The organism is Achromobacter sp. GD03932, assembly GCF_029839485.1.
Classification (GTDB): domain Bacteria; phylum Pseudomonadota; class Gammaproteobacteria; order Burkholderiales; family Burkholderiaceae_B; genus Achromobacter; species Achromobacter bronchisepticus_A.
Window position 1 is genome coordinate 275,820 of sequence record NZ_JAOCAT010000001.1, and the last position, 24,383, is coordinate 300,202.

General features: G+C 65.2%; 18 protein-coding genes. 16 read left to right on the forward strand and 2 right to left on the reverse strand.

Features of this window, described 5'->3' with window-relative positions; genetic code table 11:
- The first annotated feature begins 59 nt into the window (after positions 1 to 59).
- From glmU to N5C88_RS01335, 4 genes are all read left to right on the forward strand, one after another.
- On the forward strand, positions 60 to 1,433 hold the full coding sequence (glmU, locus tag N5C88_RS01320; RefSeq protein ID WP_118932267.1) for a bifunctional UDP-N-acetylglucosamine diphosphorylase/glucosamine-1-phosphate N-acetyltransferase GlmU: 1,374 nt from the start codon (positions 60 to 62) through the stop codon (positions 1,431 to 1,433).
- Entirely contained in the window at positions 1,406 to 2,818 is a 1,413-nt protein-coding gene (locus N5C88_RS01325; protein ID WP_280014500.1) for an MFS transporter, read from the forward strand. Before glmU ends, N5C88_RS01325 begins: the two co-directional genes overlap by 28 nt.
- A 125-nt stretch (positions 2,819 to 2,943) precedes the next feature.
- Entirely contained in the window at positions 2,944 to 4,266 is a 1,323-nt protein-coding gene (locus N5C88_RS01330; RefSeq protein WP_054455429.1) for a UDP-glucose/GDP-mannose dehydrogenase family protein, read from the forward strand.
- Complete coding sequence (locus N5C88_RS01335; RefSeq protein WP_251878537.1) at positions 4,263 to 5,321, forward strand: glycosyltransferase family 4 protein; 1,059 nt, start codon at positions 4,263 to 4,265, stop codon at positions 5,319 to 5,321. The genes N5C88_RS01330 and N5C88_RS01335 overlap by 4 nt, the downstream gene beginning before the upstream one ends.
- Positions 5,322 to 5,332: 11 nt before the next feature.
- Here the strand turns inward: N5C88_RS01335 and N5C88_RS01340 are convergent, their stop codons facing one another.
- Positions 5,333 to 5,821, reverse strand: a complete 489-nt coding sequence (locus N5C88_RS01340; RefSeq protein WP_118932270.1) for an Lrp/AsnC family transcriptional regulator — start codon at positions 5,819 to 5,821, stop codon at positions 5,333 to 5,335.
- Between the two features lie 152 nt (positions 5,822 to 5,973).
- On the opposite strand from N5C88_RS01340, the gene glmS reads away from it, so the two are divergent.
- The 12 genes from glmS (at position 5,974) to N5C88_RS01400 (ending at position 23,578) form a co-directional block, all read left to right on the forward strand.
- Positions 5,974 to 7,806, forward strand: a complete 1,833-nt coding sequence (glmS, locus tag N5C88_RS01345) for a glutamine--fructose-6-phosphate transaminase (isomerizing) (protein ID WP_054455423.1) — start codon at positions 5,974 to 5,976, stop codon at positions 7,804 to 7,806.
- Between the two features lie 586 nt (positions 7,807 to 8,392).
- Positions 8,393 to 9,652, forward strand: a complete 1,260-nt coding sequence (locus N5C88_RS01350; protein WP_118932272.1) for a nucleotide sugar dehydrogenase — start codon at positions 8,393 to 8,395, stop codon at positions 9,650 to 9,652.
- Positions 9,653 to 9,691: 39 nt separating this feature from the next.
- Positions 9,692 to 12,172, forward strand: coding sequence for a hypothetical protein (locus N5C88_RS01355; RefSeq protein ID WP_059376911.1), 2,481 nt, complete (start codon positions 9,692 to 9,694; stop codon positions 12,170 to 12,172).
- Entirely contained in the window at positions 12,169 to 14,223 is a 2,055-nt protein-coding gene (locus N5C88_RS01360; protein ID WP_059376913.1) for a glycosyltransferase, read from the forward strand. The genes N5C88_RS01355 and N5C88_RS01360 overlap by 4 nt, the downstream gene beginning before the upstream one ends.
- Before the next feature lie 41 nt (positions 14,224 to 14,264).
- Complete coding sequence (locus N5C88_RS01365; RefSeq protein ID WP_059376915.1) at positions 14,265 to 15,419, forward strand: polysaccharide biosynthesis/export family protein; 1,155 nt, start codon at positions 14,265 to 14,267, stop codon at positions 15,417 to 15,419.
- A 7-nt stretch (positions 15,420 to 15,426) separates the two neighbouring features.
- Entirely contained in the window at positions 15,427 to 16,767 is a 1,341-nt protein-coding gene (locus N5C88_RS01370) for a sugar ABC transporter permease (protein ID WP_059376917.1), read from the forward strand.
- A gap of 9 nt (positions 16,768 to 16,776) precedes the next feature.
- Complete coding sequence (locus tag N5C88_RS01375) at positions 16,777 to 17,493, forward strand: ATPase (protein WP_251878543.1); 717 nt, start codon at positions 16,777 to 16,779, stop codon at positions 17,491 to 17,493.
- Positions 17,471 to 18,646 (forward strand): sugar ABC transporter, encoded by a 1,176-nt coding sequence (locus N5C88_RS01380; RefSeq protein WP_280014502.1) that lies wholly within the window; start codon positions 17,471 to 17,473, stop codon positions 18,644 to 18,646. Before N5C88_RS01375 ends, N5C88_RS01380 begins: the two co-directional genes overlap by 23 nt.
- Positions 18,639 to 20,543 (forward strand): Vi polysaccharide transport protein VexE, encoded by a 1,905-nt coding sequence (locus N5C88_RS01385; RefSeq protein ID WP_280014503.1) that lies wholly within the window; start codon positions 18,639 to 18,641, stop codon positions 20,541 to 20,543. The genes N5C88_RS01380 and N5C88_RS01385 overlap by 8 nt, the downstream gene beginning before the upstream one ends.
- Before the next feature lie 12 nt (positions 20,544 to 20,555).
- Positions 20,556 to 21,776, forward strand: a complete 1,221-nt coding sequence (locus N5C88_RS01390; protein WP_280014504.1) for a polysaccharide lyase family 1 protein — start codon at positions 20,556 to 20,558, stop codon at positions 21,774 to 21,776.
- A 184-nt stretch (positions 21,777 to 21,960) separates the two neighbouring features.
- On the forward strand, positions 21,961 to 22,221 hold the full coding sequence (locus N5C88_RS01395; RefSeq protein WP_280014532.1) for a helix-turn-helix transcriptional regulator: 261 nt from the start codon (positions 21,961 to 21,963) through the stop codon (positions 22,219 to 22,221).
- Between the two features lie 4 nt (positions 22,222 to 22,225).
- Complete coding sequence (locus N5C88_RS01400; protein ID WP_280014505.1) at positions 22,226 to 23,578, forward strand: type II toxin-antitoxin system HipA family toxin; 1,353 nt, start codon at positions 22,226 to 22,228, stop codon at positions 23,576 to 23,578.
- Positions 23,579 to 23,608: 30 nt separating this feature from the next.
- Here the strand turns inward: N5C88_RS01400 and N5C88_RS01405 are convergent, their stop codons facing one another.
- Positions 23,609 to 24,376: a helix-turn-helix transcriptional regulator gene (locus N5C88_RS01405; RefSeq protein WP_059376929.1), complete on the reverse strand. Its 768-nt coding sequence runs from the start codon at positions 24,374 to 24,376 to the stop codon at positions 23,609 to 23,611.
- Between the last annotated feature and the right edge of the window lie 7 nt (positions 24,377 to 24,383).

Genomic DNA, 24,383 nt, shown 5'->3' on the forward strand with positions numbered 1-24,383 from the left:
CAATCGTCGGGCGAGATGGCCGCAAGGCCTCTCGGTCGCCATTCAACATACTGGAACCTATGCTTAACGTAGTAATTCTTGCCGCCGGACTGGGTAAACGCATGCAGTCCGATCTCCCCAAAGTGCTGCACACGCTGGCTGGCAAACCGATGCTGGGCCACGTGCTGGACAGCGCGCGCCAACTGAAGCCGGCGCGCATCATCGTCGTGGTCGGCCACGGCGCGGACCGTGTCAAGCAGGCCTACGAAGGCCAGGCGGACCTGCACTTCGTGTTGCAGCAGCCGCAGCAAGGCACCGGCCACGCCGTACAGCAGGCCGTGCCGCTGCTGCTTGAGGGCGATGGCAAGGACGACGTGACCCTGGTGCTCTACGGCGACGTGCCGCTGGTACAGCCCGAAACCCTGCAGCGCCTGCTGGCAGCGCGCGGCGCCGGCGCCGCTGTGCTGACCGAAGTGTTGGATGATTCCACCGGCTATGGCCGCATCGTGCGCGACGCCAGCGGCAACGTGTGCCGCATTGTCGAGCACAAGGACGCCTCGGACGCCGAGCGCGAGATCAAGGAAGTGAATACCGGCATCCTCACCGCGCCGACCGCGAAGCTGAAGGACTGGTTGTCCCGCATCGACAACAACAACGCCCAGGGCGAGTACTACCTGACCGACGTGGTCGGCCTGGCGGTGGTCGACAGCGTGCCGGTGGGCGCGGCCCAACCGGGTGCGTCCTGGGAAACGCTGGGCGTGAACAGCCGCGTGCAGCAGGCCGAACTGGAACGCCGCTGGCAGGCCGAACAGGCCCGCCGCCAGCTGGAAGCGGGCGTCACCCTGGCTGACCCGGCGCGCTTTGATGTGCGCGGCTCGCTCACTTGCGGACGCGACGTGTTCATCGACGTGGGCTGCGTGTTCGAAGGCCAGGTGTCGCTGGCCGACGGCGTGCGCGTGGGCCCGCATTGCGTGCTGCGCGACGTCAGCGTCGGCCCGGGCACGCACATCGAAGCCTACAGCCATCTGCAGCAGGCCCAGGTCGGCCGCGATGCGCGCGTCGGCCCGTACGCCCGTCTGCGTCCCGGCGCCGAACTTGGCGATCGCAGCCATGTCGGCAACTTCGTCGAGATCAAGAAGAGCGTGCTGGGCGAGGACAGCAAGGCCAACCACCTGGCCTACATCGGTGACGCCGACATCGGCGCGCGCGTGAACGTGGGGGCCGGCACCATCACCTGCAACTATGACGGCGTGAACAAGCACCGCACCGTGATCGAGGATGACGCCTTCATCGGTTCGGACACGCAGCTGGTGGCCCCGGTGCGCGTCGGCCGCGGCGCCACGCTGGGCGCAGGCACCACCCTGACCCGCGACGCGCCGGCCGAGAAACTGACGGTGTCGCGCGCCAAGCAGGTCACCGTCGACGGATGGCAGCGCCCGGTCAAGAAATCGTGACGGGGCAGAGCGGAGAGGCGCCGGCCAACGGCGCCAAGCCCGCGCCGCCCGACGGCCTGCCGACGCCGCGCCGGTACTGGGCGGCGGCCACCGTGATGACAGGCATCAGCCTGTCGGTTCTGGACACCACCATCGCCAACGTGGCCCTGCCCACGATCGCCGTCGACCTCAATGCGTCGCCGGCCCAGGCGGTCTGGATCGTGAACGCCTACAACCTGGCGGTGGTGATGATGCTGCTGCCCTTGTCGGCGCTGGCCGAGCGCATCGGCTTTCGCCGCATGTTCACCTTCGGCCTGATGCTGTTCACCCTGGCCTCGCTGGGCTGCGCCCTGGCTGGCACGCTCTGGCAGCTGACGGCGGCGCGCGTGTTCCAGGGCATAGGCGCGGCGTCGCTCATGTGCATGTTCGGCGGGCTGGTGCGCAACATCTATCCGCTGAAGCTGCTGGGACGCGGGATCAGCATCAACGCCACCACCGTGGCCATCATGTCGGTGCTGGGGCCGACCATCGGCTCGGCCATCCTGTCGGTGGCGCCCTGGCCCTGGATCTTTGCCGTCAACCTGCCGATCTGCGCGCTGACGATGCTGGGCCTGCGCCATCTGCCGGAAGTGCCGCGCAACGACGTGAAGCTGGACTGGATCAGCGCCCTGCTGTGCATGCTGACCCTGGGCGTCTTCATTTCGGGCGTGGACATGATGGGCATGGACCTGCTGCGCGGCATCGGCCTGGTGGCGATCGCCACGGTTATCGGCTTCGTGCTGGTGCGCCGCGTCGGCAAGCAGCCGGCGCCGCTGGTGCCGGTGGACCTGCTGCGCATCCGTCCGCTGGCCTTTGCGGTGGGCGCCTCGGCCTGCACCTTCGCCGCGCAGATGGCGTCCTATGTGTCGCTGCCGTTCTATTTCCAGCAGGTGCTGGGCCGGCCCTATCTGGAAGTGGGCATGCTGATGGGCGCCTGGCCCGTGGGTACCGCCCTCATCGCTCCGCTGGCGGGCCGGCTGTCCGACCGTTACTCCGCCGCCACGCTCAGCGGCATGGGTGCGGCCGCGATGGTGGTCGGCATGCTGTGGCTGGCGGCGCTGCCGGCCACGGTGTCGAACTGGCCCATCGTCGCGGGCATGTTCGTGGCGGGGATGGGTTTCGGCTTTTTCCAGACGCCCAACAACCGCGCCATGCTGTCGGCGGCGCCCCGTTCGCGCAGCGGCGCGGCGGGCGGCCTGCAGGCCACCACCCGGGTCTTCGGCCAGAGTTTCGGCACGGCGCTGGTCGCGATCGCGTTCAGCATCAGCCTGGCCCATGGCCCGGGCCTGGCGCTGGTGCTGGGCACCATTTGCGCCGGGCTGGCGGTGGTGGTCAATACGGTCCGCTTCAGCAAGCTGCGGACCTAGGGCGGTCCCGAGGGACCGTCTTTACGGCGCCGGCGGGCCCGGGCCTCGGCCGCTTCTATAATGACGGCCGGCGCCGGGTTTCAGTCACCCGGCGCAACGATTACCTATTTTGAAGGCGTTCAGGCATGAAGATCACGGTCGTGGGTACCGGTTACGTGGGGTTGGTGTCGGGGGCGTGCCTGGCCGACATGGGCAACGACGTCATGTGTCTGGACGTGGACGCGGCGAAGATCGCCCTCCTGCGCCAGGGCGGCATTCCCATCTACGAGCCGGGCCTCGAAGACCTGGTGCGCCGCAACGTGCAGGCGGGCCGCCTGCATTTCACCGACGACGTCGCGCAGAGCGTGGCCTTTGGCGACGTGCAGTTCATCGCCGTCGGCACCCCGCCCGGCGAGGACGGTTCGGCCGACCTGAAGTACGTGCTGGCCGCCGCCCAGAACATCGCGCGCCACATGACGTCGCGCAAGCTGATCGTGGACAAGTCCACCGTGCCGGTGGGTACCGCCGACAAGGTGCGTGACGTGGTGGCGCGTGAACTGGCCGCGCGTGGCGTGGACATTCCGTTCAGCGTGGCGTCCAACCCCGAATTCCTGAAGGAAGGCGCGGCCATCAACGACTTCATGAGCCCGGACCGGGTCGTGGTCGGCGCGGACGACGACTACACCATCGGCGTCATGCGCCGCATCTACGAGCCCTTCCAGCGCACCCACGACCGCCTGATGGTCATGGACGTGCGCTCGGCCGAGCTGACCAAGTACGCCGCCAACGCCATGCTGGCCACGCGCATTTCCTTCATGAACGAAATGGCGAACCTGGCTGAAGCCCTGGGCGCGGATATCGAGCAAGTACGCCGCGGCATCGGCGCCGACCCGCGCATCGGCTATCACTTCCTGTACCCCGGCGCGGGCTACGGCGGCTCCTGCTTCCCCAAGGACGTGCAGGCGCTGGTCAACACCGCTGCCGAGAACGCCTTGCCCATGCGCGTCATCGAGGCCGCCGAGGCTGCCAACCACGCGCAGAAATTCCGCCTGTCCGAAAAACTGGTGGCGCGTTTCGGCGAAGACCTCAAGGGCCGCAAGATCGCGCTATGGGGCCTGTCCTTCAAGCCCAATACCGATGACATGCGCGAAGCGCCCAGCCTGACCGTCATCGCCGAACTGACGCGCCGCGGCGCCGAGGTGCGCGCCTATGACCCCGTCGCCATGCACGAGGCCGCGCGCGCGCTGGCCGGCAAGCCCGGCATCAGCTTCGCCACCGACATGTACGACGCGCTGGACGGCGCTGACGCGCTCCTGATCGCGACCGAATGGAAGGTCTTCCGCGCGCCCGATTTCGACCGCGTCAAAGCCCTGCTCAAGACCCCGCTCATCATCGACGGACGTAACCTCTATACGCCCGCGGACGTGCGCGGCCTGGGCTTCGAGTACTCGGGCATCGGCCGCGCATGAGAATCCTGCAGCTGAACTTCGAGAAGGGCTGGCGCGGCGGCGAACGGCAGACGCTGTACTGCATGCGCGCATTCCGCAAGGCCGGCCACGATGTCGAAGTGATGTGCCGCGAAGGCGCGCCGCTGGCCGAGCGCGCGCGCCAGGAGGGTTTCGTGGCCCATACCTGCCGCAACGTGCCCGGACAGCTGGCCTTCCTGGCTGGCGCAGGCCGCTACGACATCGTCCACGCGCAGACCGCCAACACCATCACCTGGGCGGTCCTGACCAAATGGCTGCACCGCCGGCCGGTGGCTTTTTCCCGCCGCACGTCCTTCGTGGTCAAGCCCGGCGATGAATGGAAGACCGGCTTCAAATGGCGCCACGCCGACCTGTTTGTGGCGATCAGCGAGATGGCCGCGGGCGAACCGCGCCGCCTGGGGATCGAGCCCGTCATCATCCGCAGCGCCGTCGAGCCGCACCAGATCGACGCCGAGAATGTCGCCCGGCTGGTGCGCGAATTCGACCTGACCGGCAAGAAGGTCATGGCCACGTCGGCCGCGCTGATCCGCGACAAGGATCCGGTCACGCTGGTGCGCGCCGTAGCCGAATTGGCCAAGACGCGCCGCGACTTCGTGTTCCTGCACTTCGGCGCCGGCGGCGACCGCGAGCAGCAGGCCAAGGACGAGGCGCGCAAGCTCGGTATCGAGGACGTCTATCGCTTTGCAGGCTTTCGCAAGGGCGTGGAAGATTTCTACAGCATCCTCGACGTGTTCGTCATGAGCTCCGAGGAAGAGGCCCTGGGCAGCAGCGTGCTGGACGCCTTCCTGCAACGCGTGCCAGTGGTGTCCACCGATGCCGGCGGCCTGAAGGAAAGCCTGGCCGACGGACGCGGCGTGCTGTGCGCCGTGGGCGATTTCCAGGCCATGGCGCAGGGCATGGCGCGTTGCCTGGACGACGCGGCCTTCCGCCAGGAAGTCACCGAACGCGCCTATGCTTACGTGCGCGACGAGCACGACGTGCAGAAAATGGGCAACCGCTACCTGGCGCAGTTCGAGCGCCTGCTTGCCCGCCGCTGATCCGCCGCGCGTCAGGTCCGCAGATCTATCCGGGTCTCGAACTTGGCGCGATGCACCGAGAAGAAGGTGCGCACGTTGCGCACATTGGCCTGCGCGGTAAAGGCCCGGTGCACCAGCGCGTGATAAGCCGGCATGTCCTTCACCTGGGCGATGACCACGAAATCCGGCCCCGGCGACACCCGGTAGCACTGCAGCACCGCGGGTTCGGTCAGCATGCTCTGCTCGAACGCGTCCAGGCTTTCAGCCGCCTGCACGTCCAGGGTGATCTCCACGATCGCCGTCAGCGTGCTGCCCAGTTTTTCCGCCGACAGGATCGCCACCTGCCTGTCTATCACCCCTTCGTCCACCAACCGGCGGACCCGCCGCAGGCAGGTCGGGGGCGAGGCATGCACGCGTTGCGCCAGCTCCTGGTTGGTCAGCGAACTGTCTTCTTGTAACTGTTCAAGAATGCGCCGGTCCAGATCGTCCAGCTCTGGCAGGGAAATCTGTGCGTTTTGCATGATTAATTTCAAAAAAGTGATCTTGAAGAAATATTATTTAATCACAATCATGTAAGGGAATTAACTTCCATTTTTATCAGTATAAAGAAATCAAATTTCTTGCAGGGACGAGCACAATGCGTCGGTACACGAACTTACCGGAGCACTCTCCTATGTGCGGCATTGTTGGCGCCGTCGCCCAGCGCGACATCACCCCGATCCTCGTCGAAGGCCTCAAGCGCCTTGAATACCGCGGCTACGACTCCTGCGGCGTCGCCGTCTACGCCGACGGCCATCTGCGCCGCACGCGCAGCACGCAACGCGTGGCCGAACTGGCCGAACAGGTTGCGCAGGACAAGGTCAGCGGCTTCACCGGTATCGCCCACACCCGCTGGGCCACGCACGGCGTGCCGGCCACCCACAACGCCCACCCGCACTTCTCGCGCCTGGGCAACGACGAGCCGCGCATCGCGCTGGTCCACAACGGCATCATCGAGAACCACGACGAACTGCGCGCCGAGCTGCAGGCCGTGGGCTACGTCTTCGAAAGCCAGACCGACACCGAAGTGATCGCGCACCTGGTCAACCACCTGTATGCCGGCGACCTGTTCGAAGCCGTGCAGAACGCCGTGCGCCGCCTGCATGGCGCCTACGCCATCGCCGTGTTCTGCCGCGACGAGCCGCACCGCGTGGTCGGCGCGCGCCAAGGCTCGCCGCTGGTCGTGGGCGTGGGCCAGAACGAGAACTTCCTGGCTTCCGACGCGCTGGCCCTGGCCGGCACCACCGACCAGATCATCTACCTGGAAGACGGCGACGTCGTCGACCTGCAGCTCTCGCGCGTCTGGATCGTGGACGCCAACGGCAAGAACGTGGACCGCGAAGTCCACACCGTGCACGTGCATACCGGCGCGGCCGAACTCGGCCCCTACCGCCACTACATGCAGAAGGAAATCTTCGAACAGCCGCGCGCCGTCGGCGACACGCTGCAGGACATCGAAGCCATCACGCCCGAACTGTTCGGCGACCAGGCCTACAAGATCTTCAAGGACGTCGATTCCCTGCTGATCCTGGCCTGCGGCACCAGCTACTACGCCGGCCTGACCGCCAAGTACTGGATCGAGTCCATCGCCAAGATCCCCGTGGCGGTGGAAATCGCCAGCGAGTACCGCTACCGCGACAGCGTGCCCAACCCGCGCTCGCTGGTGGTCACCATCTCGCAGTCCGGCGAAACCGCCGACACCCTGGCCGCCCTCAAGCACGCCCGCTCGCTGGGCATGGAAAACACGCTGACCATCTGCAACGTGTCCACCAGCGCCATGGTGCGCGAGTGCAAGCTGTCGTACATCACGCGCGCCGGCGTCGAGATCGGCGTGGCGTCCACCAAGGCCTTCACCACCCAGCTCACCGCCCTGTTCCTGCTGACCCTGGCGCTGGCGCAGGTGCGCGGCCATCTGACCGAAGAGCAGGAAGCCGAACACCTGAAGGCGCTGCGCCACCTGCCCGTGGCCATCGGCTCGGTGCTGGCCCTGGAGCCGCAGATCATGGCCTGGGCCGACCGCTTCGCGTCCAAGGAAAATGCCCTGTTCCTGGGCCGCGGCATGCACTACCCGATCGCCCTGGAAGGCGCGCTCAAGCTCAAGGAAATCAGCTACATCCACGCCGAGGCCTACCCGGCCGGCGAACTCAAGCACGGCCCGCTGGCCCTGGTGACCGAGCACATGCCCGTGGTCACCATCGCGCCCAAGGACGAGCTGCTGGAAAAGCTGAAGTCCAACATGCAGGAAGTGCGCGCCCGCGGCGGCGAGCTGTATGTCTTCGCCGACGCCGACAGCAAGATCCAGAGCGCCGAAGGCATGCACGTGATCCGCATGCCGGAGCACTACGGCAAGCTCTCGCCCATCCTGCACACCATCCCGCTGCAGCTGCTGTCGTACCACACGGCGTGCGCGCGGGGCACGGACGTGGACAAGCCGCGTAACCTGGCCAAGAGCGTGACGGTGGAGTAAGGCCGGACAATCGCAGCCGTATCGAGCAAAAGCCCACCCGCCCGGTGGGCTTTTTGCTTTTTGGGCGGCTCGTGTGCGAATACTTACTTGTGCTGCGGACGGGCGTCAGTCTTTGTTATTTCTGAATAATGACTGTAGCCAGGCTGTTTTTGAATATGACATTGCGCCGGCCATTAATAAATAACCCCGCGCCGACATTATGTTTTTTCATTTTGGTTAAACCGGACCAAGAAAAACCCTTTTATATATTTGCTAACAACCTCAATGACGGGTCATGTTGCGGTTTATGTAATGAATGTAATTATTTGAGGGATTTCCCTGGGTTTATTGCGACGAATCCGACTTACTTGCACAGCAATAAAAATATTTAGAAAGAATTTCGCTGTTTGCTACCTATACGATTCGTTGGCTCGCCGCTTGGCACGTCTGATCAAGTATCGAGCTGTAAATATTCTTAAGCAATACGCCCGCCCGAACCGGGGCAAACATATTCGATTCTGCATCGATCTCGTGCCCCCGGGTGTCAATTTCTAGTGTCTCCGACACGACGAAAACAGTGAGGTCCCCCGTGGTAAAGAGAATCGCAGTGTGTGGCCTTGGATATGTCGGCCTGCCCGTAGCCGTCGCATTTTCCAAGCGCTTTGATGTCATCGGCTTTGATGTGGACAAGCGGAGAATCGCACGGCTGAAAGAGGGTGATGACTGGACCGGCGAGATCGAACGCGACGTGTTGCTGGCCTCCCCGATGCAGTTCACCGACCAGATTTCGGAACTGGAAGGCTGCGATTTCTTCGTCGTGGCCGTTCCGACCCCCGTCGACGAAAAGAACAACCCGGATTTTTCGCTGCTGGTGCGCGCCTGCCGCTCGATCGGCCCCGTGCTGCGCCCCGGCTGCATCGTGGTTTTTGAATCCACCGTCCATCCCGGCGCCACGGAGGAAATCTGCGGACCGGAGCTGGAGAAAGTGTCCGGCCTGCGCTGCGGCGTCGATTTCAAGCTGGGCTACAGCCCCGAGCGGATCAATCCGGGCGACCGCGAGCATCCGCTGGAGAAGATCGTCAAGATCGTGTCCGGCCAGGACGAGGAATCGCTGGAGGTCATTGCCGGCGTATACGAGAAGATCATCGACGCCGGCGTGCACCGCGCTTCCTCCATCAAGGTCGCCGAGGCGGCGAAGGTGCTGGAGAACACCCAGCGCGACATCAACATCGCGCTGATGAACGAAATGTCGAAGATCTGCGATCTGGTCGGCATCCGCACCTCGGAAGTGCTGGCAGCCGCCGGCACCAAGTGGAACTTCCTCAAGTTCTCGCCCGGCCTGGTCGGCGGCCACTGCATCGGCGTCGATCCGTACTACCTGACGTCCAAGGCGCAGGAGCTCGGCTATCACCCCGAAGTCATCCTGTCGGGCCGCCGCATCAATGACGGCATGGCCAGCCACGTCGCTTCGCGCGTGGTCCAGACCCTGGCCCGCAACGGCCGTCTCAATGCCACGACCCGCGTCGGCATCCTGGGCATGACGTTCAAGGAAAACGTGCCCGACATCCGCAACTCCAAGGTGGTTGACCTTTACAACGCCCTGGGCGAATACGGCATCACTCCTGTCGCCTGCGACCCGATGGTCGACCCGGAACAGATGGAGCACGAGTACGGCATCAAGCTCGTGGAACGCGACCAGTTCCGCGACATGGACGTGCTGATCCTGGCGGTGCCGCACCGCGAAACCATGGACTCCATCTGGGACGACCTGCCCACGCTGGTCAAGAGCGGCGGCATGGTGTGCGACCTGAAGTCCGTGCTGGACAGCAAACGGCTTCAGTCCGACCTCCTGTACTGGACTCTTTAAGTTCAGGCTCACTATCGATCACTAGAGGAGAGCCTCCGAATGGCTGCTTTTACCACCGCTCCGATTGGAACCTGCCGCATCCATACGCCGCTGCGCGATGCCGTGGGCCGCTACCCGATCAAGCTGCAACTCGGGCGCAACTACGGTTTCGTGCACACCAGCGCCGAGGCGCTGCAGCAGGCGCGATTCATGTTTGGCCAGGGCGACATTCCTGCCGACGTCCAGCGCGTGATCTTCCGGCCTTCGAATGGCGAGCAGGCGCGCAAAGGCGCCCACAAGCCGGCTGACCTCTACGTGGTCGAACTGTCTTCGCGCAAGCTGCTGACCATAGACGGCTACCCGATACAGTCCAACTACCTGGTGCGCTACTTCAGCGAGTTCTTCGCCGACCGCACGCGCACCCGGATGTTCTGGTCCATGGCCCACGCCGACCGTCTGGCCGAGCGCCGTGCGCTGCTGGACCAGGAGCCGGTCTTCAAGGCGCTCACGCCGGACGACCGCAATCTGCTCGCCCGTATCGTCAAGCGCGACCAGACGGATGAGGAGATCGAGCAGGAAATGAACCAGCTGGTCGATCTGCTGGGCCGCGACAAAGTGGTGTTTGTCACGCACGTCAATGCCATGACGCCGGACAACGCGCCCATCGAGCAACGCCAGCAACTGATCGCCGCGGTGCTCGCCAGCGCGCAGCGCATCGGCGTGCCTTGCTACGACCCGACGCCGCTGATGAACAAGATCGGCCAGTCCGAGGCCATGGAAAATGGCGGATTGGACCTGACCCACTACACGCCGGCTTTCGCCGAGCGCCTGTGCGCAGAGTGGTTCAAGACCTACATGCGTCCGCGCCTGGATGCGTCGACGACGCAGCCCTCCGCGCCCAAGCTTTCCGCCGACGAAAGCGCTGATCGCATCGAGAAACTCTGGGATTCGGGCGAACTGCGCGAAGCTTCGCGCCGTGTGCGCGAGGTGCTGCGCCGCCATCCCGGCCTGCCCGACCACACGCTGCTGTTTGCGCGTATCCAGGAAGAACTGGGCGACTACGAAGGATCGTTGGCGCTCTTGGGCAGCGCTGACGGCGCGGTGGCGTCCGGCAGCAAGGCAGAGCAGATCCTGATGCGCAACCAGTTCAAGCTGGGACGCCATGACGTGGCGTACTCGCTGGCCGCCGGCTTGCTGGGCGATGAGATCGAAACCCCCGAAATCGTGCGCATTGCGGCGATTTCCGCGGGGCAATTGGGTTATGTGGACGAGACCCTGGGCAACTGGAAGCAGCTGTTCCGCATCTCTTCCCCGGAAGACGCGGTCGCGGTGGAAGCCGCCGACACCGTGCTCGCGCTGCTGCAGGCCAGCGGCGACATGGAATCCGCCATACGCTGGATCCACGAGGTCCGCGCGGCCATGCCCGCGTACGGGCGCGGCTTCGCCATGCTGTGGCGCGACCGGCTGCTGGCCGGCGATCGCGCCGGACTGCGCAACCTGGCGTCCGAATCGCCCGCGCTCAATGATGTCGACGCGCTGGAGCTGGTCAAGGAAGCTTCGTGGCGCGGCGGCATCATGGCCGCCGCCACGCTGGCGGTTTCGTGCAAGCTGGCAAGCAGCGAGCAGGAAGATATCGTCGCCTGGCTGAATTCGCAGTCGCAAGCCTGGGCCGAGGAAGGCAACCGCGCGCTGGAAGAAGGACGCCTGCGCGATGCCGCGGAGCGCATCTGCGCGCACCGCCTGCTGACTCCCGATGCGCTGGCCGGCGTGCGCGCCCAGCGCGCCTTCGAGCGGGCGATGCGCCTGGGCGTGCGGGCCGCGCTGGTGGCGGGCAATCACAAGGAAGTCATCGACCTTACCGACATCGCGCTGGACAGCCAGATCGATTTCCCGGAGCTGCATGCCATGCGCGGCCGCGCGGCCGATGCGCTGGGCGACAAGAAGACCGCCATGCGGCACCTCGAGCAGGCTGCCGCCGGCGAGTCCGCCTCGTTCAGCACCCAGCTGCATTTTGCGCGGGTGGCCTTCCACGGCGGCTGGTATGGCGAGGCCATCGACGCCTACAAGACCGTGCTCGACCATGCCGGCGCGGACCAGGGCGCCAAGGACGAAGCGCAGCGCCAGCTGGGCAGGCTTGGACCCCGCGCCATCCGCGGCGCGCGGGAGATTCTTTCCTCCGGCGATCACCAGGCGGCCTGGAATCTGCTGGAGCGCGTCGCGCAGTCCTGGCCCGGCATGTCGGAAGTCGACCATGAAAAGCGGCGCATCATCGCCGTGCTGTACGCCGAAGCGCGTGCGCTGGATTCGGCCAGCACGACCGAACGCCTGGCGTTGGGCGAGCGCATCCTGAAGCTGGTTCCGGAAGATCCCATCGGCTTGCGCCTGGCCGCCGTGGGCGCCATGCGCCTGCATCGCTTCGAACAGGCCCTGCCGTACTGGCGCAAGCTGCAGGAACGTTCCGAGAATCCGGCGCAGTTCGATCACTACATCGAACGCTGCCTCGTGTGGATCGAGAAGATCAACCGGAGGAAGGCAGCATGAATCCCCCATTGACTACCGAGCGAGCGGAGGCTGCATCCGATCTGCAAGCGGTGCAAGCCCGGTTGGAAGAGATCGTCACGGCGTCGGTGCGGGTTCAAGTCGCCCAGGAAAACCTGCCCCGCGCCCAGGAATTGGCGCGCGACCACATGGCTGATTCCAAGGTCCGCTTCCTGCTGCTCAGGCTGAAGGAGGCGGCGGGCCTGAACGAAGGCATGGCCGAGCAGTGGGCCACGCTGTTGCAGGAGTGCCCGGACGATTTCCTGATCGTGCGCTACTGCGCGACTCGGTTGGTGAAGGAACGCAAGATCGATGAGGCCTTGGCCTTGGTCGATCATCATCTTCCGCCCTCGACGCAGAACCCCAATCGCTTGTTCGCGCGGGCCAAGCTGCTGAGCGACATCCGTGCGCACGAGCAGTCCGACGAACTCTTTCGCCGGCTGATTTCCGAGAACACCGACCGCAACATGCGCGTCGAGTTCGCCAAGCGCCTGCGCAAGCGCGGGTTGCTGGCCGACGCGTTCGATGCGATCGCGCCCGTCATGAAGCACCTGACGCCCGGCAGCAAGGCGGCGGAGCTGGCCAACGACCTGGCCAGCGACTACGCCTTCTACCAACGCTTCGAATCGGAAGAAGGGCTGGTGGGCAAGGATGTCAGGATCGTGTCGATGAAGCATGCGATCCTGCACTTCCGCGACCGCAAGATCGTGGATCAGTCGGCGGAGAAGCCGGTGTCGGTCGCGCTGGTGACGGGCAGCCTCGGGCCCGGCGGCGCCGAGCGCCAGCTGACGCGGCTTGCGGGCGAACTGACACGCCTGGCCGAGTGCCCCGAGCGCCGGCCGGCCGACGTGATCATGATGCCGAAGAAAGTCGAAGTCATGGTCAAGCAGCACACCGAGCCAGCGGGCTCCACCAAGAAGCAGGGGCTGGATTTCTTCCTGCCGGTGCTGGTGAAGGCACAGATCCCGGTCACGGAAATCAACAAGCTGCCAGCCGTTTCGGTGTCTCATCAATCCGTGCCCGAAGGCAGCCTGAGCCGTCTGCTGGAGCAGTTGCCGCCTCCGGTGCACTACGGCGTGACCCGGCTTACGCCTGTGCTGCGGGAGAACCCGTTCGACGTGGTGAGCCTGTGGCAGGACGGGACCTGCCTGTTCGGCGCGCTGGCCGCGCTGCTGGCCGGCGCTCCGACCATACATCTGGTCTTCCGCGGACTGCCGCCGAACATCCGCAAGGACCGCTTCCGCGAGGAATATCCCGAGCTCTACCAGGCCCTGGCCCAGGTGCCGGGGGTGGTTTTCGTCAGCAACAGCTGCAAGGCCGCGGAAGCCTATTCGGAATGGCTGGGCATCCCGATCACGCGCTTTCACATCCTGTACAACGGCGTGCCCGATCTGTCGACGGACGCCTCGGCCGTGGATGAGGAAAAGTGGAAAGCCTTCCAGGAAAGCACGAACGATGCCACCGAGACGATAGGCGGCGTGTTCCGCCTGGAGCCGGACAAGCGGCCACAGCTATGGATCAAGCTGGCGGCGATGTACCTGAAGGACAGGCCGCAGGCGCGCTTCGTCATCGTCGGCGACGGACGCCTGCGCGAGAACATCGAGGCCTTGGCTGAAGAGCTGAGCGTGACGGACAGATTGTTGCTGGTCGGTCTTTCCAACCACGTGGGCTATTGGTATTCGCAAATGGATGCCAGCGTCCTGCTGTCGCGCTACGAAGGCTTGCCCAACGTGCTGATCGAAGCCCAGTTGGTGGGTGTGCCGGTGATCTCGACTCCCGCGGGCGGCGCCGGCGAGTGCTTTGTGGAGAACGAGACCGGCCACCTGCTCAGCTGCGTCGATCATCCGGACCTGCACGAGGCATGCGAGAAAGTCGCGTCCATGGTGGACCAGGTGCGCAGCAACGAGCAGCTGAGGGACCACAGCCGTCACCGGGCGCAGAAATTGTTCTCGCTCGATGCCATGCTGACCAAGTTCATGGGCCTGTGCATGCCCGTGGTGTCCGAGAACGACGAACGCATGGATATCGAGCCCATGCGCCTGATGCAAGCCTGATTGGCGTCCAACCGATCAAGCTGCGCAAACGAAAGGATCTTATGCATATGTACGTCCCGGGTTCAGGGCTGCGGCGCAAAGCAGCCCTGACCATGGTGGTTCTTGCCACGCTGACTCTCGCGGGGTGCCAGCTGCCCCGTTCCGGCCCGATGCTGAGCGAAATGACGGGCGCGCACGATGACAAGGACGTCATCGTGATGCCCGTGTCGCGCGAACTGGTGCAGGCCAGCCGGGTGCCCGACGTGGCCGACTTTCCCGTGCGCTACCGCGATCTCACGCAGGCCGGATTCGACCGCCTGGTTCCCGGTGACGGCATCAACGTGAAGGTATGGGAGCGCGGCGGGCTGGGCGTGTTCGCGGCGGATCCGTCCGGCGTGAGCGACCTGGGAAACCAGGAGATAGACCCGGCGGGGAATGTGAGCTTCCCAATTCTGGGCAAGTTCCATGCCGCCAACATGACCCTGGCGCAGTTGCATGACGCCGTTGTCGCGCGCCTGGCCAGGCTCGTCGTGGGCGCCGACGTCAGCGTGACGCGCGCCGCGGATGCGCGCGGCCAGATGGTGACGGTGCAGGGCAACCTGACCAAGCCCGGCATGTATCCCATCACCCAGACCTCGCAGCGCCTGAGCAGCGCGTTGGCCCAGGCCGCGCCGGTGCAGACGAACCCCGAGCAGCTCGTCATCAGCCTGCGCCGCGACAACCAGGTGGCGTCGGTGCGGCTGTCGGATATCTACCGCAACCAGAACAACGACATCCTGCTGCGCGCGGGCGATGTCATCACCGCCTATGACTCGAAAGAGTACCTGACCGTGCTGGGCGCCGCCGGCACCCAGGGGCGCGTGGCCATCAGCAAGCGCAACTACAGCGTGCTGGATGCGCTGGCGGATTCCCGCGGCCTGGACGACAAGCTGGCGGATCCGCGTTCCGTGTTCCTGTTCACGCCCGCCAAGGCTGGCGCCGAGGGCAAGCCGGATCTGTTGCCGGTGGTCTACCAGTTCGATCTGACGCGTCCGGAGCAAGTGGCGCTGGCGCGCGAATTCACCGTGCAGGAAGGCCAGGCCATCTATATTTCGGATGCGCCGTTCACGCAGGTGCAGAAGGTGTTGTCCGCGTTCCGCGTCACGATGAGCGCCGGCTTCAGCGCCACGCGCGCCATTGACAGCGATTCGGGCGGCTCGTCCGGCATAAGCCAATAGCGTGTCGATGAGTAACGAGGACAGGATCAAGGGCTGGCGTTCGCGCCGTAAGGAAAGTAGCTACGCAGTAGGATCCGGCGTCGCGGCCTGGCGCCTGGATCCGGCGGCATTGTTTGAAGCAAAGGCCACGCCGGCCGTCCTGCTCAAGCCTCTGGTCGCGCGCCTGCAGGGCGAGCCGCACGATTCCGTGGCTGCCCGGCGGGCGGTGTACGAAGCGGTGCAGGCGGAGCTGGACGCGGAGATCGCGCGCAGCGACGTCGACGAGACGCTGGCGGATTTTTCGCGCCGGCGCCTGCGCGTCATCGTGCGCCTGCTGGAAATGGATATCCGCGACGGCGTCGAGGTGTTCGCGCCCGGCTACATGCCAGCCAAACTGGTGGCCGAAGACGAGCGCCTGGCCGCGGCGCACGCGCGGCGCGTGGAGCGCCGGAAGCAGGACGAGGCGCGCGAAGCGCGCCGCCACGCCTCGCGCAATGACATTGCGCTGGAGGTCGAAGTGCCGCAGGACGAGGCGGGCGATCTCGCGATATTGCGAGCCCGCTTGCAAGGCCTGCATGAGGGGCACGATCCGAGCCATTCCGTGAAGGTCCGGCCGGTCGGACGCACGCTGCTGGCGATGTTCATCTACCAGCTGCGCGTGATGCATGGCGAGAGCCGGATCGCCCTGGTATGGGCGCTGGTGGGCCCGGTCGTGCTGCTGACGCTGATTTCGTCGCTGTACATCCTGATGGGCACGCACTACATCATGGGCATGGACGTGCAGACGTTCTCGCTGTTGGGCGCGACGACCTGGATCATGTTCCGGCAGATCGCTTTCAGGAGCAGCACGGCCTACGTGTCAGCCCGCGGTCTGCTGAACTTCCAGGGCGTCACGCCCTTGATGTGCGCGCTGGTGCAGGCGTTCATCTATGTGTCGGTGTATCTGGTGGTGTTCCTGGTGCTGATCAGCGCCGGTCATGCGCTGGAACTCGTGACCTTGCCGAAAAGCTGGTCCGGTTTCCTGCTTTTTGTCGTGCTGATGGGATGCTTCGGGGCCGCGCTGGGCGTGCTGTTCGGATCGATCGCGACCTATTGGCATTTCTTTCTCAGGCTCGCGCCGATCATTGAACGCTTTCTGCAGATCTTCGCGGCGGTGTTCTTCGTGTCGGAGCAGTTGCCGGAGAACCTGCGGCCGTGGATGCTGTGGCTGCCATTGGCGCATGGCATGCAGCTGCTGCGTTCCGCGTACTTCGAGGCCTACACCTCGCATGATGCGAGTCTGGGGTACTTCCTGACCTCTTTGGTTTTCATGATGGTGCTTGCGTTGGCGGCGGAGCGTCTGGCCCGTCCCAATGTCCAGCCGATGTGAGGGAAGAAGATGATCCATCTCAATGGCGTCACTGACGAGCCCTATGCATTCGGCAGCAGGCAGGCGCTGCTTTCCAACGTGGATCTCGACATTCCGGTCGGGCGCTATGCGCTGCTGTCGCCCGCGCCGGAACTGCATCGCCAGATCGTCGATGTGCTGTGCGGCTTGCGGCCGCCGCGCCAGGGTTTCGTCAAGCACGATGGCAACGTGTCCTGGGCGATAGGCCGCCAGGGCTTCATCCGCGGCAAGGCCAACGGCCTGAGCATGATCGACTTCGTCAGCGAGATGTACGAGATCGACGCGGATGCCACGCACGAACTGGTCGCCGACCTGGTCAGCGATCCCAGAACCCTGGCCAAGCCCATGGAGCATTGGCCGCTCTACGCGCGGCAGGAGTTTTCCTTCGCGTTGGCGCTGGCGCCGGCGTTCGATGTCTACGTGATCGAAGGGGCCATCCCTTTCGAGCCTTGCCGTTTCACCCGCCTGTGGCTGGCTCTGTTCGAAGAGCGCCTGGTCGGCCGGACACTCATTCTTTCCAGTTACCGCCAGAATCAGTTGGCGGACTATTGCTTCAAGGGTTTGATTTATGAACGAAGCGCACTCAGCATCGAAGACGACCTCGACCAGTGCATCCGCAGGTTCCCCCCGCGACGATCAAGGAGCGAATCCGGCACAGGCGACGACGTCCTCGGAGGCGGCTTCGATGAGGGCGGAATCGGCCTCTGAAGGCAGGTCCGAAATCGAACGCCGCCGCGGCGAGCGGCAATCGGCGCTGCGCGAGCGGCGCCGCCACCGCTGGATCAACACGCTCATCGTGCTGGCGCCGGTCGCGTGCGCCCTGGTCTACCTGCTGCTCTTCGCCACGCCGCGCTACGAGGCGGAGTCGCGCTTCTTCGTGCAGTCGGCCTCGGGCCAGCAAGGCGGCGGAGGGGCCGCGGCCAGCCTGCTGACCACGGGCAACGCGGGCGGCATGCTGGGCGGCTTCGTGGATGGTTGGGCGGTCGCCGACTTCCTCAAGTCGCGCGACGCCATGCAGCAGCTGGACAAGAAGGTCGGCCTGCGCCAGTACCTGATCCGTGCGGGCCTGGATCCGGTGAATCACCTGGCCGAAGACGCCAGCGAGGACGATCTCTTCCGCGCCTACCGGGCTTCCGTCAAGGTCTCGTTCAATGCGCTGGAGCAGATCGACGTGCTGCGCGTGAGCGCATTTTCCTCGGAGGACGCCGCGCTGCTGTCCAGGGCTTTGATCGAGCTGGCCGAGAGCTTCGTCAGCTCGATGAACGAGAAAGGCGTCGCCGACAAGCTGAAAGTGAGCGAGGAAGCGGTCAAGCTCGCGGAGCAGAAGGCCCTGGCCGCCCGGGAAACGCTGACCGCATGGCGAACCACGCACGGCAACATCGATCCCACGGCCACGGTGACGATGCTGCTGAACCTCTCCAGCCAGCTCGAAGGCGAGCTCAACACTGCGCAGATCAATCTCGACAAGATCCGCGCGTTGGGCAACAAGGACCATTTCATGCTGCGGCCCGCCGAGATGCAGGTGACTTCCCTGAAGAAGCGTATCGCGGCCGTTCGTCAGCGCCTGAGCGGCGCGGGCAACACGGAAGCGAAACAGCTCAAGTCCTACGAGGCGCTGCGCAACGCCCAGGCTTTCGCGGATTCGAACCTGACCCTGGCGCAGCAGACCTACCAGCAGGCCATGACGGACACGCTGCGGCTGCAGCGTTACCTGTCCATCATTGCGCAGCCGGTGCCCACGGACCGCCCGAGCAGTCCGCGCACGGGGATCCTGCTGCTGCAGGCGCTGGCGCTGGGTTTTGTGCTGATGTTCATCGCTCGCGTGGCGTGGGCGTTGTTGAGAGGATTGCGTCATGGTTGATACGGCAATTGCGGATCGTCCCGCTGGTACTGAGGCTGCGGCACGCTTGCGTGACGTGATCAGGCAGATTCACTCCTCGCCCGAGCCGCTGAACGACATGTCCATGCTGGAACCGGCGCTGCGCGAGGCTGCGGAGGGCTGGCGCGATGCCCGCCGCCTGCTGGTTTCGCCCTTGGTGCGGGAAGGCAAACTGGTTGCCGCGATCGCTGCGCTGGAGATCATGGTGGCGGTCTATCCTGCGCGCGCCGACGAGCGCCGCCTGCTCGCCAGCCTGTTCGGGCGCACGGAGCAATGGGACCGCGCCATCGCCGAGGCGGACGCCGCCGCCGGCATCGAGCCCGGCGCGGCGGCGCTGCATGCGGCGCGCATCCAGTTGCGCGTGCAGGCCGGCCGCGTGGCCGAGGCTGCCGAGGTCGCGCGCGCGACCAGGAACCTGGCGGAAAGCGAGCCTGGCGAAGCCTACCCCTGGCTGATGGCCTTCGTGCGCAATGGCGATGCGGCCGAGGCGGCAGGCATGGCCGCCGCCTTGGACCCGCGAGAGCTGCCCAACGAGCGCGTGGCGACGATGGCCGTGCGCGCCCTGCTGGATGACGGCAGGGTGGCGGCCGCCATCGCCTTCGGCGACGCGGCCCTGGGCGCGGGCCACGACTGCGCGGTCCTGCGTTCGTCCCTGGGTCTGGCGCATCTGCGGCGCGGCACCGAAGACGACCGCAAGGTACATGCGCTGGCGCACTTCGAGGCCGGTCTGAGCGCGGCGCCTGCGGATGTCAGGCTGTTGACGCTGCATGGCGAGACCCTGCTGCGCGCCGGGCGCTACAAGGAAGCCCTGACGCCGTTGAAGCAGGCCATCGACCTGGCGCCGGATCTGGAGCAGACGCGGGCCTTCTATGCGCGCGCGCTGCGCTACACGCTGCAGTATGACGCGGCGGCCGACCAGATGATGCATTTGCTGGAGAAGTCGCCCGAAAAGCAGCTCTGGCAGCGTGCGGCCATCAGCGCGCTGTCGCAGGCGGGCCGCAAGCAGGAGGCCGAGACGCTCTTCGGGCAGTACGTGGCGCAACGCGGCCAGCGGCTGCCGGCGACCTTCCAGGAGGCCATGACGCAGCTGGAGGAACGGCTGCACACCGCTCCGATCCCGCAGGCGCGCCTGGACTGGGCCTGGTCGATGCGCGGCGACACCAGTATCGATCGCGCGCAATGGGAGCGCCGCGCGCGCTGGGGCCATCTGGTGGACCACCTGCTGTTCGACTGGCTCGAATGCCGCGAGGAAAGCGTCGAAGAGGCCATGCAGGTGTTGGGAGAGCTGGATACCGGCGAGCGCTTCTTCGCGCCGCTGCTGGCGGGCGGCAAGGGCGTGGTGGTCGCCACCGCGCACGTCGGCCCCATGTATGCCGGGTTGATGGCGCTGGAACTGGTGGGCATCCCGTCGCGCTGGCTGGCGACCGCGCCCAGCATCGCGCAGAGCAGCTACTCCGCGGCGCTTATCTCCACCGCCGACCAGACCGAGGCGCAGGTCGCCAAGGCCTGCATGCGCGCGTTGACGTCGGGCTACGTGCTCTGCCTGGCGATAGACGGCGCGGCCAATCCGGCGGCGCCTCGCACCACCTTCGAAGGGCAGGACGTGACTTACTCAGGCTTCGCGTCCCACCTGGCGCATCGCATGGGCGTGCCCTCGGTGTTCTACGCGCCGCGCTGGGAGAACGGCCGCGTCGCCTACACGCTGGAGATGCTGCCCGCGGCCAAGCCTGGCGAGGACGCCGAGGCGTATTCCCTGCGCTGGCAGCAGGCCTATTTCGAACGGCTCAGGGAGCATCTGGCCGGTCCTCCGGAAAACCTGCGCCTGAGCGGCGGCATCTGGCGCCACGTCACGGCCGCGGACACGTCCGCGCAGCAATAGGAGCGAGTGCCGATGAAGGCTGCAATCAAAACCGCGGGCTGGCTGCTTGCCCTGGCCATGTCGTACGGCGGGACGGCCACCGCCGCTGAAACGTGCAAAAGCCCGGACGAGCATTGTCCGTCCGTCGCGGCGCTGCTGCAGCAGCGCGAGGGCTACGGCGCCCGGGCCACGGGCGGCCTGGGCGGCAAGTTCATCGACGTCACGTCCGATCAGGATTCGGGTCCCGGAACGCTGCGCGCCGCGTTGGCGCAGGCGAAGAAGGGACCGACCTGGATACGCTTCGCCTCCGACATGACCATCGTCCTGGATACGCAGCTGCGCGTGCCGTCCAACACGACGATAGACGGGCGCGGCAGGCGCGTCACCCTGATCGACGATGGCTTGGGCGTGTATGGCAGCAAGAACGTCATCCTCACGCACCTGACGATAGACGGACGCCTGTCGCGGCTTACGCAGGCCGTGAACGTGGCCAACAACAGCCGTGACGTGTGGGTCGATCACATGGATCTGTCGCGGATGTCGGACCGGCTGCTGAACGTGAAGAACGGGTCGACCGACGTCACGATCTCATGGACCAAGTTCCACAATTCGAACAAGGTCATGTTGCTCAACAACATTACGTCGAAGAACCTTTACGCCAACTACGACCGCGACTCGATTGCGCGCGTGACGCTGCACCACAACTACTTCCTCAACACCGTGCAGCGCAATCCGCGCGGGCAGTTCGGCACCTTCCACCTGTTCAACAATCTGCTGGAAGATTGGGATTTCTATGGCATGAGTTTCAGCCTGGAGGCCAAGGCCCTGGTCGAAGGCAATATCTTCAAGAACTCCGCGCAGCGCAAATGCGTGGAGCCGGAGTTCTTCCCCACGGTGGAAGGCATCAACGTGAACTATTGCCACTACATTCCGGTCGCCGCCAAGCGCAGCGCGCTGGAGAATGGCGAATCCGACCGCGGCGCCTATGAGACGCGGAAGGACGAACACGGTTATACGCGCGATTACAAGGCCTTCCTGCGGCTGAAGGACAATCTGTATCTGGGCGACGCGAAGCCGGTGTTGCAGGACTACCGGCCCGAGGCTGCGCCGACGCCGCCGTATTGCTATGGCTATGAGAAGCCCACGGCGGAGCTGGCGGAGAAGATCCGCAAGTTCGCGGGGAATACGGGCGGGGACACGCCGTTGCCGGTGTCCAGGATCGGGTCGGATTGCGGGGGATCTCCAGGCCAGTAGTCTCGCGGTTCGCAGACGCGGAGCCGGACCATGCGGATAGAAGCTAGGTGCTGTTCGCGAAATACAGTCTATGATTTGTTTTTAGGAAATACAAATCGTAGGCTGTGAAAAGCCACAAACCACATTGTGTATTTCAGATTAACAGCCTAGACTTTGTATATCTGAAATACAGCTTGAGGTTTGTATTATGGATTTCACCGTACGCACCGCGACACAATTACCGGCCTTAATCCAGGGGTTTCGCAAAGAGGCCGGCTTGACCCAGGCGGCCACGGCCTTGCGCCTTGGGGTCACACAACAGACTTTGTCCGCCCTGGAACGCAATGCCGCCAAGGTCAGCGCAGACCGGCTGCTGCAGCTGTTGAGCATCCTGGGGGTCGAAATGGTCCTGCGCCAGCAAGGGGCGCAGCCGGGACCCGAAACAACATCCGAACCCAGCTGGTAAAGCCATGGGGCGACGTTCACATGCGCAGATCCTGGGCCTATGGATGAATGGCACCTATGTCGGAGAGTGGAGCAATCGACCCCACGCCGGCGAGGTCCTGCAGTACGACAAGGACTGGGTCGCCTCCGCGCCGGGCAGGCCATTGTCGCTGTCCCTGCCCTTCACGCCGGGCAATGGCCCGCATCGTGGCGACGTGGTCCGCGCATACTTCGAAAACCTGCTGCCCGACAGCAAGGAAATCCGCGAACGGGTTGCGCGCCGGTTCCGGGCAGGATCGACCGATGCGTTCGCCCTGCTTGCCGAGATCGGCCGTGATTGCGCCGGCGCCTTGCAGATCCTGCCTGCGGGAACAGCGCCTGCAGACGTGACGTCGGTGCAAGCCTCGCCCTTGAACGATGCCCAGGTGGCGCAGCTGTTGCGCAGCGTGCCGGCGCCGGCGCTTCTCGGCGGCCAGACCATCGCTGAGGATGATTTCCGCATTTCCATCGCAGGTGCGCAAGAGAAGACCGCCTTGCTGCGGATGGACGGACAATGGTGTTTGCCCCAAGGCGCCACGCCGACGACTCACATCCTCAAGTTGCCATTGGGGCTGGTCGGCAATATGAAGTTCGATCTGAGCGAATCGGTGGAAAACGAATGGCTGTGCTCGGAGATCCTGGCTGCCTACGGCATGCCCGTGGCGCGCACGGAAGTACTGAGCTTCGAAGACATGAAGGTGCTCGCCGTTGAACGTTTCGACCGCCGCTGGCAGGACGGCGGAGACGGAGCCCGTGGTCTCATCCGCCTGCCGCAGGAAGACATGTGTCAGGCCACCGGCACCCCGCCGCACCTGAAGTACGAGGCGGATGGCGGACCCGGCATCGACCGCATTATGAGTCTGCTCGAAACCTCGCGCCATGCAGAGCATGACCGGCGGACATTTTTCCAGGCTCAGGTCCTGTTCTGGATGCTATGCGCAACGGACGGCCACGCGAAGAACTTCAGCCTGTTCTTGCGGCCTGGCGGGGCATATGAACTTACCCCGCTATACGACGTGCTGTCCGCTTATCCGATCCTGGGCGAAGGGCCAGGCAAACTGTCGCCTGTCCGCGCGAAGATGGCGATGGCCGTGCGCTCGAAGAACCCACACTGGCGCATGCGCGACATCCAGCGCCGCCACTGGCTGACGGTGGGCGCGCGACATGGCGTCGTGACGCCGGACGGCCAGGGAGTCCAGTTCGTCGTGGACGATCTGATCGCGCGCACGCCAGAGGCTGTGCGCATGGTCCGCGCCAGATTGCCGCCAGGATTTCCGCAGGCGGTAGCGGACGGCATACTGGGCGGCTTGCAGGCGGCGGCGGACAGGCTCGCCGCGTAGCTTTGGCGCGTGCGTAGCGGCGACTGCAATTCATCGTTCGTTGAGTACATACCGCCCCGGCGTCTCCCCCGTCATCTGCCGGAAGTACGCGATAAACGCGCTGTCGCTGGCAAAGCCCAGATCGAACGCCACCGCGGTCACGCTCTGGCCCGCAGCCAGCAGATCCACGGCGCGCAGCAGGCGCCAGAGCTGCCGCCAGGCCTGATAGCTCATGCCGGTTTCGCGTTGGAAGATCCGGGTGATGGTGCGCGCGCTCGCGCCGACGCGTTGCGATAGCGCATCCAGTTCGGGCGGCAGTTCCTCCAGGTTCAGGCCGGCCAGGCGGCGATCCGTGGGCACGGGCAGCAGCATGGGCTCCTGTCTTGCCGCGCGCAATTCGTCCATGCACACGGCCAGCAGGTTGCACGGCGCGCCCTGAGACCAGTCGGCGTCAAAGGGTTCCAGGCTGATGCGCTCGAACACCTCGCGCAATAGCGGAGTCATCGAAAGTATGGCCGCGGCGGCCGCGGGCGCCGCGATACGCGCGGTGTCCAGATAGATCGAGCGGTATTCGACTTCGCCGCGGATCATGACGCGGTGCTCGGTTCCAGGCGGTATCCATGCCGCGCGGATCGGAGGCAGTACCGCGATCAACCCTGGCATTGCGAGGCGGATGGAGCCCGCGTGAGCAAAGAGCAGTTGGCCCCGGCCATGGCTATGCAGGCCGGAATCGTGCCGTATCAGGCGCGATGCGATGCCCGTCACCGGCTGGGCCATGGTGTCGGGGTTGAACGCGTCGGTGGGTGCGAGCCTGGCCATTTGTCCG